This window comes from Telluria sp. BA11 (assembly GCF_056680305.1).
On the sequence record NZ_CM155275.1, the window covers coordinates 2,399,234 to 2,411,633 of the forward strand.

The window sequence follows — 12,400 nt, forward strand, 5'->3', positions numbered from 1 at the left end:
ACGGGGGCAACGCCAGCGGCGCTGCCCCCGTTTTTTTATGCGCGCAAAGCCTGCATTGCCGCGCTGATGAATGCGCCCATGCGCTCGTCAACCATCCCGGATTGCCGCAGTGCTGGCTCGTCCTGCAGCGCTTGCCGGATCTTTTGCTGGGTTGCCGGCTGGTCGCCGGCAAACGAGCGGAACAGATCGAACCACGCCAGCGCCAGCGCGCGTGCCTGCGGCGAGTCGGGCGCATGGCCTTCGTCCATCGCCGTGCGGACCTGCGCCACCAGCGGCGGCCACTCGGCATCGCGTTTGCCGAAGTTGGCGCGCATGAAGGCAAATTCATCGTCGTCGAGATAGTTGCGGTAGATCGACAACTGGTGCGCCTTCGATGCCGCCAGGATGAACGTCATCATCTGCGGCGAAATACCGGTACGCTCCTGTACGCTGGGCTCGTGCTCGTGCATCGCGTTCAGCTTGGCGAACAGGATCGGATTGTTCCCCGTATCGCGCCGGACCATGGCTATCCACTGCGTTGCCAAAACCTGCGCCTGGGGATCACCAGGATCGGTACCGGCATCCATCAGCGCCTGCACTTGCGCCACCAGTGCCTGCCACTCGGGTTCGACATCATCGGCCTGGGTATAGATCGGTAATTGCGTGAGTTCTTCCTGCGAAAAATATTTGTCGTACATGGTCATGTGCTCCAGCGTTGTCAGCCAATCGGCCAGATCCGGTTCCTGTCCATCGGCCAGCTGACCCTGCAGTTGGGACAGGCGGCTGCGCAAGGCTTTGGCCTGCTGGATCTGCTCGGTCAGCAGGCCGATCTGGCGCGCGACGACCGTGGCCAGCGACAGGTCGGCTCTGGTGAGGGTGGTTCCGATGTCGGCCAGCGCCAGCCCGAACCTGCGCAATGCCAGAATGCGGTGCAGGCGGGCGATGTCGGCTTCGTTGTACAGCCGGTAGCCGGCGTCGGAGCGCGCAGAAGGCGATAGCAACCCGATCGCGTCATAGTGGTGCAAGGCACGGACCGTCAAGCCAGTGCGTTTTGCCAGTTCCCCAATTTTCAGCAGCATCGTCGTCACCCTTTCTTCATGCGTGAAGACAGGATGGAGCCTGACGCCACGTGAGGGTCAAGCCTACAATGAATCAGGGGCAGCGCCACCGGCGCTGCCCCTGTTCTTTTTTTTATATTTTCACCGTCGCGAAGACGGCGCCTCCCCCACCAGGCAGCTTAAGCTCAAGCAGCCAGTTGTTTCTCCAGCCGGTCACGCGTGGCCACCAGCTCTTGCGGCAGGTGGTAAGCCAGCTTCTCGAACAGCTCGGTATGCAGTTTCAGTTCTTCGCGCCAGGCATCCTTGTCGATCGACGTGATCTGCGCAAATTGCTGCTCGCTGAAGTCCACGCCTTCCCAGTTCAGGTCGGCGTAGTTCGGCGTGGTGCCAAACAGGTGCTCGGTGCCACCGGTGGCGCCGGCGGTGCGGTCCAGGATCCATTTCAGGACGCGCATATTGTCACCGTAACCTGGCCACACGAAGTTGCCCTGTGCATCGGTGCGGAACCAGTTGACGCAGAAGATCTTTGGCAATGCCGCCGGATCAATTGCTTCGACCTTCTTGCCCAGATCGAGCCAGTGCTGGAAGTAGTCGCTCATGTTGTAGCCGATGAATGGCAGCATCGCGAATGGATCGCGGCGTACGACGCCCATCTGGCCGGCAGCGGCGGCGGTGGTTTCGGAACCCATCGCGGCGGCCATGTAGACGCCTTCCACCCAGTCGCGCGCTTCGGTCACCAGCGGCACAGTCGTCGAACGACGGCCACCGAAGATGAACGACGAGATCGGCACGCCGGCCGGATCGTCCCAGGCAGCATCGATCACCGGATTTTGCGTTGCGGCGACCGTGAAGCGTGCATTTGGATGCGCCGCCTTGGTGCCCGATGCCGGCGTCCAGTCCTTGCCCTGCCAGTCGATCAGGTGGGCCGGTGCTTCCTTGGTCATGCCTTCCCACCAGACGTCGCCGTCGTCGGTCAGCGCGACGTTGGTGAAGATGACGTTTTCACGCAGCGAAGCCATGCAGTTCGGATTGGTCTTGTCGTTGGTGCCCGGGGCTACGCCGAAGTAGCCCGCTTCCGGGTTGATGGCGACCAGCTTGCCATCGGCGCCCGGCTTGATCCAGGCGATGTCGTCGCCGATCGTCGTGACTTTCCAGCCGTTGAATGCCTGTGGCGGGATCAGCATCGCGAAGTTGGTCTTGCCGCAGGCCGACGGGAACGCGGCGGCGATGTATTTCTTGTCGCCTTGTGGCGATTCGACGCCCAGGATCAGCATGTGTTCGGCCAGCCAGCCGGTGCCGCCCTGCTGCGCTTCCTGGTACCCCATGTTCGAAGCGATGCGCAGTGCGAAGCACTTCTTGCCCAGCAGCGCATTGCCGCCGTAGCCGGAACCGAACGACCAGATTTCGCGAGTGTCCGGATAGTGGACGATGTACTTGGTGGCATTGCATGGCCATGCGACATCAGCCTGGCCATCGACCAGCGGCATGCCGACCGAGTGCACGCAGGGCACGAAGTCGCCGTCCTGGCCCAGCACGTCGTACACGGCGCGGCCCATGCGCGTCATGATGCGCATGTTGACGGCAACGTAAGGCGAGTCGGACAACTCGACGCCAATGTGGGCGATCGGCGAACCGAGCGGGCCCATCGAGAACGGCACGACGTATAGCGTGCGGCCGGTCATGCAACCGTCGAACAGGCCGTGCAGCGTATTGCGCATTTCGGCCGGTTCCATCCAGTTGTTGGTCGGGCCGGCTTCTTCTTTCGTGGCCGAGCAGATATAGGTGCGGTCTTCGACGCGCGCCACGTCCGACGGATCGGACCAGGCCAGGTAGGAATTTGGACGCTTGGCCGGGTTCAGCTTTTTCATCGTGCCAGCGGCAACCATCTCGGCGCACAGGCGGTCGTATTCGTCTTCCGAACCGTCGCACCAGTAAATGCTGTCAGGCTTGGTCAGCGCAGCAATCTCAGCCACCCAATTGATGAGTTTTTGATGTTTGATGTAAGCTGGGACGTTCAGTGCGGCGACGCCGCCCATCACGGGTTGGTTCATGGGGATACCTCCAAATGCCAATTAAGAATTCGGGTGGACCGTTACCTTGCATCGTCTTCGGCCGGGGCGCCCTGCGGTCGATCACGACGTTGGGCAGGCACTCCGCGGCAGAAGCAGGCGTCAACACTTGACGATACAGCGGGCAGGTCGGCAGCTTCGAGTGAAGCCTTGCGGTGCGTCTCGTGAGCACCGTTGGATACGTGTCATTCGCTTAAGTTCTGCGCCGATTGTACACCCGCAAAACGGCGTTTCGACGGCTTTCACTACAAAAAAGTAGGAAAAATGCCCGACTAATGTAGTAGGCTATTTGGGCATTTGCCCTATCGTGTTATTTGTTTACAGGCAGATCATACAATTGTGACAACACCACTGAAAATCGCGATTCTTGACGACTATCAAGACGCTGCACGCCGTCTCGCGTGCTATCCCCTGCTCGATGGCCATGAGGTCAAGGTCTTCCAGAGTTCGACCCGCGGCCTGGGCCAGCTTGCCATCCGGCTGGCGCCGTTCGATGCGCTGGTGCTGATCCGTGAGCGCACCACCTTCCCTGCGGCCCTGCTCGCCAAGCTGCCCAACCTGAAACTGATTTCGCAAACCGGCAAGGTCAGCGGCCATATCGACGTGGCTGCTGCGACCGCGCGCGGCATCGCGATTGCCGAGGGCACCGGCTCGCCGGTTGCACCGGCAGAATTGACGTGGGCCCTGATCATGGCGGCCAGTCGCAAGATCGTGCCGTATGCCACCAATCTGAAAGAGGGGCTGTGGCAGACGGCATCGACCAATCCGGTACTGAACGGCGTGGGCCGCGTGCTGCACGGCCGCACGCTCGGGCTCTGGAGTTACGGCAAGATCGGCAAGCTGGTGGCCGGCTATGCGCGCGCGTTCGGGATGCGCGTGGTGGTGTGGGGCAGCGAAGCCAGCCGACTGGCGGCGCTGACGGATGGCTTTGAGGCGGCGCCATCGCGTGAGGCACTGTTCGAGATGGCCGATGTGCTGAGCCTGCACTTGCGCCTGGCCGAATCGACCCGTGGCATCGTCACGGCAAGCGATCTGGCCCGCATGAAACCGGACGCGTTGTTCGTCAATACCAGCCGCGCCGAACTGGTGGCCGATGGCGCGCTGGAAAGCGCCTTGAAGAAAGGCCACCCTGGCATGGCCGCGCTGGACGTGTTTACCAGCGAGCCGCTGGGACCGGATTCACCATTGCTGCGCATTCCGACCGTGCTGGCGACACCGCACCTGGGCTATGTCGAGCAGGACAGTTACGAGCTGTATTTCAGGGCGGCGTTCGAGAATATCGTGCAGTTCGCGCAGGGTACGCCGACCAATATTCTCAATCCAGAGGCGTTGAACAAACGCTGAGCACAAGACGCCGCAGGCTCAGCGCAGCTCCGGCTCGCCTTTGATGTTGATCTTTGGCGCCGGCAGCACATGCGTGCCAGTCCAGAGCCCGGCCCAGCCCGGCGGCCAGCCGATATCCGGCCCGGCATAGGGTTTGAGGCCCGCGCGCACCGGCACGATCGGCACCGGTGGCGCTTCGATCAGGCCGCCGCCCGGTGGCCGCTCCATGTTCAGGCTATACATATAGCCAGGCAGCAGCAGGTCGCATGCCTGCGCGAACCACGCCGTGTGATCTTCGTCGCGGCCCAGCGCCTCGGCAAGTCCTTGCGGATCGAACTTGGCCAGCGCGTGGATCAGCTCATCGGTGCTCGCGCCCGGCACATCGTTCCACCCCATCACTGGATTGTTGTTGTACTCGGCGCCCGAGCCATACCAGCCTTCGCGCCAGGTGCGCTGCATCCAGTTGCGCGGCCCTGTGAACAGGTGCCAGCGCCAGTGCAGGCCGGATGGCTTGGGCCACGAGTACAGATACAGTTTCTGATAACCGGCCTCGTGCAGCGCACGGACGACGGCCATCAGGCGCGCGTGCGGCATGCGGTCGGGCGGAGCGCGCCGGAACAGGATCGGCTCGCCGTCGGCGTGCTGCACCTCGTCGTTCGACAGGTTCAGGTCTTGCGCGCGCGACTCGTTACCAAAGCGCGCTGACACCCACCCGGTGAGCAGGTTGACATGCGTGATCACGCCATAGCCGCGATGGCGCTGGAAGATCACGGTTCCGGGGGCAACTGCTTTCATGGCAAATATGGAAATAGACAGGAGAAAAGGAAAACGGTGGAAGAAGTACTCATCCGATCCGGATGATTCTAGCGCAGTCGCCTGGAGATCGCCGGTGGTTTGGCGATATCATGGGGACCTTTTTTCAGCGAGTGGATAAACCAACATGACTTTGCGACTCATCGCCACCGGCGGCACTTTCGACAAGCATTACAACGAACTCAATGGCGTGCTGGGCTTCGCCGAAAGCCATTTACCAGAGGTCATCAAGCGCAGCCGCATGACGGTGCCGGTGGCGCTGGACGTGCTGCCGCTGCTCGATTCGCTCGAGATGGGCGACGCTGACCGCGAGCGTGTGCTGACGACCTGCCGGGCCGCCGCCGAGAAAGCCATCGTGATCGTGCACGGCACCGACACGATGCGCGAGACGGCCGCTGTGCTGGGCGCGGCGGGCCTGGACCAGACCATCGTGCTGACCGGCGCCATGATCCCGTATGCGATCGCCAATTCCGACGCGCTGTTCAACCTGGGCTTTGCCTGCGGCGTCGCACAAGTGCTGCCGGCCGGCGTCTACGTGGCGATGAACGGCCAGGTGTTCCCGTGGGATAACGTGACCAAGAACCGCAGCGCTGGCGTATTCCAGGGACTATAAATATAGTCGAAAAACGGCAACGGCCAGACACGAGGTCCGGCCGTTCTCTCCACCGGCGCCTTGCTCGGGCGCCGTGTGTCTGACGCCTGATTACGCCTTGGCTTCGCCGCCCAGCGCTTCGACCACATCGGCCAGCATCTTCGACAGCTCGCCCGTCATCAAGACGATATCGTTGTCGAAACGTTCGTCGTCGTTGTGGGTCGCGCTTTCGCCTTCCTTGATCACGTCCAGCGGCTTGATGCCCTTGATCGCCAGCGACTCGGTCAGCACGAAGCTGACGCGGTCGTTCCAGGTCATGGCCAGGCGCGTGCACTGCTTGCCAGCGGCGATGTGGCGGCGGATGTCGTCCGGTTCCAGCGTGTGCTTCACGTAGCGCACTGCGGCGCGGCTTTCGCCCGTGGCGCGCAGTTCGGTGTCCTGGTCGATCGTGAAGCCGTATGGCGCTTCATCGGCTTCGAGCCAGCCGGTCATCACGGCCACCGGCGAACGCTGCACACGGAGCGACTCCAGCGGCATCTTGTCGATGGCCTTGAGCAGCAGCTTGACGACGTCGTCGGCCTTGGCCGGGCTGGCCGCATCGACCACGAGCCAGCCGTTGACCGGGTCGATCCAGGTCCAGACATTGCTGCGCAGCGTGAAGGCGCGCGGCAGCAGTTCGTCGGCCACGCGCTCCTTCAGTTCCTTCATGGCTTTTTTGCCTGGCGGGAAGCCCTGCGCTTCCTCCATCTCGGCCGCCTTGGCCTTGGCTACCTGGTTGATGACCGATGCCGGCAGCAGTTTCTTTTCGGTGCCCAGCATGATCAGCATCTGCTTGTTCACGACATGGACCAGGCCGCCGTTCGGGCGCGGTGCGTCCCAGCCCTGGCGCAGCAATTCGTTGCTGTTGGCAGGCACGAAGCTGCCCGGCTCGAGGGCCTTTTCCAGCTGTTCAGGGGTGTAGGCCCAAGGGGCCGGCAGGCGATAGATCTGGAGATTCTTGAACCACATAGGCTTAATCCGCTTGTTTCGATGTTTCTAGGGAACGACATTCTACGCTGCACAGGAGCCGCAGCGTCAAAAATGTCAGGGGGTTGTCGCGTCATCCAGAGAATCGTCGAACAGCCGTAACTGCTCGACAATCTCGGTGTCGCCCAGGCGCACGCCGACGCCCAATAATCGCACCGGCCGGCTGGCGCGCGCCCAGCCGGTCTCCAGTAAACGTCCATATGTCGGAATGTTGGGCGCATATCCCACACATTCGACGGTTGTCTGCTGGAAGTCCGAAAACTTGATCTTCACGAACAGCTTGTTGATGAATTTTTCAGCATTAGCCCGTTTGATGCGGCCCAGCAAATGCTCGTGCAGGTCGGGCAGCAGCTTCAGGCAGGCGGCCAGGTCGGGCACGTCCGGCGTGTAGGTTTCCTCGGTGCTGATCGACTTGCGTTCGCGCGAGGTATTCACTTCGCGGTGGTCGATCCCGCGGCTCAGGTCATACAGCCGCACGCCGAAGCTGCCCATATGCTCTTGCAGCTTGTCCAGGCTCCAGCCGCGCAGATCGGCGCAGGTCTGGGCACCAAGCCGGTTCAGTTTCTCGGCCGTGACCTTGCCCACGCCGTGCAGCTTCTTTACCGGCAGCGCCGCAACAAACGCGTCGACTTCTTCGGGCCGCACCAGGAACAGGCCGTCGGGCTTGTTCCAGTCGCTGGCAATCTTGGCGACGAACTTGTTCGGGCCCACGCCGGCCGAAGCCGTGATGCCCACCGTCTCCACGATGCGGCGCCGGATCTCCTGCGCGATCAGCGTCGCACTGCCCTTGCAGTGCGGCGAATCGGTCACGTCCAGATAGGCTTCGTCGAGCGAGAGCGGCTCGACGATCTCCGTGTAATCCTGGTAGATGGCCATGATCTGGCTGGACGCGATGCGGTACTTTTCCATCGCCGGCGGAATCACCACCAGCTCCGGACACAGCTTCATCGCCTGGGCCGTGGCCATTGCCGAATGAATGCCGAAGCGGCGCGCCTCGTAATTGCAGGTGGCAACCACGCCGCGCTGGTCGGCACGCCCGCCCACCGCCAATGGCCGGCCGCGCAACGACGGATCGTCGCGCATCTCGACCGATGCATAAAAGCAGTCGCAATCGCAGTGGATGATTTTTCGGGCTGGGGCGTTCACGCTGGCGGGCCGCCCCATGCGGTCACAAACTGCCGGGGTCGCTTACTGTAATTGCATACAGTATCTTCTAAAAATCTTCCCCGTGCAAATGTTGCTTATTTCTGGGCAGCCTCCCCTGTGGCCACCGACTCAGCGTGTCACTGACAGCGCATACCGGCCGTTGCTCGTGCCGGTGCCGCCACTGGTGTAGACCACCCGCAGATAAAGAACCGACGTGCCCGTGCTGGTATTGGCGAACGTGACGGTGTCGGCCACGCCGGCGCGGTTCACGCTCGCGCTCAGTTGCTTGCCTGCGCTGTTGTACAGCTGCAGGTCATAGTTCGCCGTTGCCAGCACCGCGCTCAAGCTGGCCTTGAGTGTCTTGCCGGCCGGCAGATCGACCCGGAAGTAATCGGTATCGGTTGTCGTGCCCAGGTTGCCGGTGACGCTGGCGTTAAAGGGCGAGACCGGATCGGCGGTGGCGATGGTGTTGTTCGCTTCGCTTTCGGCAACCGCGACAGGCGCGGCGCTGCTCTTGGCCCAGTCGGCAGCGGCGCGTGCATTGACGATGCCGGCACCGCACCCCGAGCAACTGGCCGGAAACGCGCGCGCCGTCGACTTCAGCCGTGTTGCAATCTCGTCCGGCGTCAGGTTGGTATTGAGCGCCAGCATCAGCGCAGCCACGCCGGCCACGTGCGGCGCCGCCATCGACGTGCCCTGGTAGACCGCGTAGGTGTCCGCCAGCGGCCCGCTCCGGCCGCTGTTGAGCGTGGAAAGCACACCCGAGGCGCCATCGCCGCCCGGCGCAGCCACCGCGACCAGCGCGCCGAAATTGGAGTACCTTGCCCGCCCGCCAGTACGGCCGGTAGCGGCCACCGCGATCACGCCGGTGCAGTTGGCCGGACTCGCGTTTCTGACGTCCATGGCCGAATTGCCCGCTGCGGCCACCACCACGGCGCCGCGCGCGCGCGCCCCGTTGACGGCGTTCTGCATCGTCGCGCTGCAAGCGCCACCCCCGCCCAGCGACAGGTTCAGCACGCGCGCCTTGTTGGGATTGGCCGGCACGCCGGAAACGGTTCCGCCGGACGCCCAGGTGATCGCATCGGCGATGTCGGATGTGTAGCCGCCGCACTTGCCCAGCACGCGCACCGGCACGATTTTGGCGTTGTATGCCACGCCTGCCACGCCGGCGCCGTTGTTGGTGCGCGCCGCCACCGTGCCAGCCACGTGCGTGCCGTGCCAGCTGGATGGCTGGTCAGAGAACGGCTGGCCGCCGCCGCAGGCACCGGCCGTGATGCCGTCACCCGGGTCGCTCGCATCGCTGTCACGACCGTTGCCGTCGTTGCCGATGGCGGCGGTACTGATGAAATCGTAGCCAGGCAGGATCTGGCCAGCCAGATCGGCGTGCGGACGGTAGCCGGTGTCGATCACGGCTACCACCACCCCGGCGCCCGTGGAGATATCCCAGGCAGTCGGCAGGCGCAAGCCGCCCACGGCATCGTAGTAATGCCATTGATCGGTAAAGCGCGGGTCGGTCGGCGTGGCCGCATGCGTCATGATGCGGTCTGGCTCGGCATACTCGATCGACGCATCGCGCATCATCATCTCGGTCGCCAGCGAGCGCACTTCGGCCAGATTGTGCCGGCGATCGAGCTTGAACACCTTTGCGCCGTTCGACAGCGCATGGCTCTCCCGGACCAGCACGCCAAACTGCTGGCCGGCGCGATCGAGCCTGGCCTTGCGCGCGCTGCTGCCGCCTTCCACGATTACTGTCGATCCATTGGCGGCGGGCTGGGCGTCGCGGTACTTCACGATGACGCGGTCGGTTTCCAGAATGGATTGTGGCTCCTGGGAGCCTGCGGCGGCGGCGCACACCGGAAGGGATGCCAGCGCCAGCCAGAGTGCAGCGCGCTGCAACGCCGCAGCGTGGATCGAATACGTTTGTTTCATGATTTTTCCCGTTCAAGTTCTGCATCAGGCATGTCGATGCGCCTGAGTCATGACAAGACCAGCTGCACCGGGCGCCGCAACATAGCGGCAGATTCAAGAGTAGCCCTAAGGAAACATATTGTCGCGTGGAAAATCACATCCTTTCAGCATAGTTACAACACTTGCACTGGTCGTTTCCTCATTAACATTTTTTCTTTGGCGTAACTTTTTGAACGCGAAATATGTAACGGCTTATTTTAGTTAATTAACAATCATGAACAGAGAATCCTGAGCCCAAAAAAAACACGCGCGAAGAATCGCGCGTGTCATGGATCCAAAAAACGACCCTGGCCATGAAGATGGCGCAGGATCACTGGCTTACCAGCTCAGTTTCAGCGTATAGCGGCCGTTGGTCGTGCCCGTGCCGCCACTGTAATAGGTCACCCGGACATAGCGGATCGCCGTGCTGCTGGTGGTATTGGCCGAATTGACAGTATCGGTCGCGCCGGCGCCGTTCTGGCTGGTGCCCAACTGCGCGCCGGTGCTGCTGTACACGTACAGGTCATAGTCGGCCGTCGTTGACGTTGAGGTCAGGCTCGCCGCCAGTGTCTTGCCAGCTGGCAAATCGACGCGGAAATAATCGGTGTCGGTCGTGCTGCCCAGGTTGCCGGTGACGGTCGTGTTGCTGGCCGCGACCGGGTCTGCCGTGGCCGTCGTGTTGTTCGACTCGCTCTCGGCCAGCGTGGTGACCGGTGTACCGCCACCGCCCCCTGTGGCCGACGCCACGGCAGCGGCCGCATCGACGATGCCGGTGCCGCAACCCGAGCAGCTGGCCGGGAACGCGCGCGCCGTCGACTTGAGTTTCGACTCGATCTCGTCCGGCGTCAGGTTGGTATTTACCGCCAGCATCAGCGCTGCCACGCCAGCCACGTGCGGCGTGGCCATCGACGTGCCCTGGTAGGCCGCGTAGCTGTCCGCGGCCGGTGCGCCGGTGCCGCTGTTGAGCGTCGAGAGCACGCCCGAGGCGCCATCGCCGCCAGGCGCTGCGACGTCCACCAGCGTGCCGAAGTTCGAGTACGACGCGCGCCCGCCGGTGCGGCCGGTGGCCGCCACCGCGATCACGCCCGAGCAGTTGGCAGGGCTGGCATTGCTGACGTTGACGGCGTCGTTGCCGGCAGCGACCACCACCACCGCGCCGCGCGAACGGGCGCCGTTGATGGCGTTCTGCGTGGTCGCATCGCAGGCGCCGCCGCCGCCCAGCGACAGGTTCAGCACGCGCGCCTTGTTGGCATTGGCCGGTACACCCGAGACCGTGCCGCCGGACGACCAGGTGATGGCGTCGGCGATGTCAGACGTGTAGCCACCACACTTGCCCAGCACGCGCACCGGCAGGACCTTGGCGTTGTAGGCCACGCCTGCGACGCCGGCGCCGTTGTTGGTGCGCGCGGCCACCGTGCCGGCCACGTGCGTGCCGTGCCAGCTCGATGGCTGGTCACGGGTCGGCTGGCCGCTGCCGCAGGAACCGGCGGTGACGGCGTCGCCCGGGTCGCTCGCGTCGCTGTCGCGGCCGTTACCGTCGTTGCCGATGGCGGCGGTGCTGATGAAGTCATAGCCGGCCAGCTGCTGGCCGCTCAGGTCGGCATGAGGCCGCGAGCCGGTGTCGATCACGGCCACGATCACGCCGGCGCCGGTCGAGACATCCCAGGCGGCCGGCAGGCGCAGGCCACCCGCCGTTTCGTAGTAGTGCCACTGGTCGGTATAGCGCGGGTCGGTCGGCGTGGCCATGTGCGTCATGATGCGGTCCGGCTCGGCATATTCGATCGACGGATCGCGTGCCATCATCTCGGCGGCCAGGGACTTCACTTCGGCAAGATTGCGCTTGCGGTCGAGCTTGAACACTTTTGCGCCGGTGGAAATCGGATGGCTTTCCTGCACCACCATGCCGAACTGCTGGCCGGCGCGGTCGAGCTTGGCCTTGCGCTCGCTGCTGGTACTGGCCACGCGTGCAGCGAGGCCATTGACGGCCGGTTGCGCGTCGCGGTACTTCACGATGATCCGGTCGGTTTCCACAATGAACTGTGGCCCCGGGGACGCCGCATCGCCCGCAGCCGCCAGGGCTGCGCTCGAGGCCAGCGCCAGGGATACCGCGGCGCACATCTTCAATACGACAGGACGAATCGAATGCGTTTGCTTCATTTTTCTTCCTTGTTCAAGGTTTTCCGTCGGGCGAAAGGGCTCGCCCGTATCGTTGTAGTCCGGACATTGCCGGCGCCGCATCGAGGCGGCTCAGCCAGCGTAGCGCGAAAGAAAGATTTAACGGAACGCAAACCTGACAGAGTGAAGCGTGCATACAACGGTTACATGCCTAAATTTTGCAAAACCATGTTTTGTTCGGCGAAACACAAATTTAACAGAATACTTGACACCTAAAATTTGTTGACGAAGGTTTATCGCATCGTTCTCAGATGCAAAAAAGGGCCGCGCAA

9 protein-coding genes are annotated in these 12,400 nt (G+C 63.1%); 2 read left to right on the plus strand and 7 right to left on the minus strand.

What is annotated here, in order from left to right; translation table 11 throughout:
• Positions 1-35: 35 nt before the first annotated feature.
• Both AC1MGT_RS10475 and AC1MGT_RS10480 read right to left on the minus strand, forming a co-directional pair.
• The gene (locus AC1MGT_RS10475) at positions 36-1,058 is read right to left on the minus strand and encodes a MerR family transcriptional regulator (RefSeq protein ID WP_499504116.1); all 1,023 of its coding nucleotides are present in this window, start codon (positions 1,056-1,058) and stop codon (positions 36-38) included.
• Positions 1,059-1,222: 164 nt separating this feature from the next.
• A complete protein-coding gene (locus AC1MGT_RS10480) occupies positions 1,223-3,088 on the minus strand; it encodes a phosphoenolpyruvate carboxykinase (GTP) (RefSeq protein WP_499504117.1) in 1,866 nt (621 codons plus the stop codon).
• A gap of 369 nt (positions 3,089-3,457) precedes the next feature.
• On the opposite strand from AC1MGT_RS10480, the gene AC1MGT_RS10485 reads away from it, so the two are divergent.
• Complete coding sequence (locus AC1MGT_RS10485; RefSeq protein ID WP_499504281.1) at positions 3,458-4,450, plus strand: D-2-hydroxyacid dehydrogenase family protein; 993 nt, start codon at positions 3,458-3,460, stop codon at positions 4,448-4,450.
• Between the two features lie 18 nt (positions 4,451-4,468).
• Here the strand turns inward: AC1MGT_RS10485 and AC1MGT_RS10490 are convergent, their stop codons facing one another.
• The gene (locus AC1MGT_RS10490; RefSeq protein ID WP_183555178.1) at positions 4,469-5,224 is read right to left on the minus strand and encodes an L-asparaginase; all 756 of its coding nucleotides are present in this window, start codon (positions 5,222-5,224) and stop codon (positions 4,469-4,471) included.
• Positions 5,225-5,369: 145 nt separating this feature from the next.
• Between AC1MGT_RS10490 and AC1MGT_RS10495 the strand changes: the two genes are divergently transcribed.
• Entirely contained in the window at positions 5,370-5,855 is a 486-nt protein-coding gene (locus AC1MGT_RS10495; RefSeq protein ID WP_499504118.1) for an asparaginase domain-containing protein, read from the plus strand.
• A gap of 90 nt (positions 5,856-5,945) precedes the next feature.
• On the opposite strand, the gene AC1MGT_RS10500 is transcribed toward AC1MGT_RS10495, so the two are convergent.
• The 4 genes from AC1MGT_RS10500 to AC1MGT_RS10515 form a co-directional block, all read right to left on the minus strand.
• A complete protein-coding gene (locus AC1MGT_RS10500) occupies positions 5,946-6,842 on the minus strand; it encodes a recombination-associated protein RdgC (protein ID WP_499504119.1) in 897 nt (298 codons plus the stop codon).
• Between the two features lie 75 nt (positions 6,843-6,917).
• A complete protein-coding gene (dinB, locus tag AC1MGT_RS10505) occupies positions 6,918-8,024 on the minus strand; it encodes a DNA polymerase IV (protein ID WP_499504120.1) in 1,107 nt (368 codons plus the stop codon).
• A gap of 111 nt (positions 8,025-8,135) precedes the next feature.
• Complete coding sequence (locus tag AC1MGT_RS10510) at positions 8,136-9,935, minus strand: S8 family peptidase (protein WP_499504121.1); 1,800 nt, start codon at positions 9,933-9,935, stop codon at positions 8,136-8,138.
• A gap of 357 nt (positions 9,936-10,292) precedes the next feature.
• Positions 10,293-12,110 carry a S8 family peptidase gene (locus AC1MGT_RS10515; protein WP_499504122.1) on the minus strand — a complete coding sequence of 606 codons (1,818 nt, stop codon included), beginning with the start codon at positions 12,108-12,110 and terminating at the stop codon, positions 10,293-10,295.
• Between the last annotated feature and the right edge of the window lie 290 nt (positions 12,111-12,400).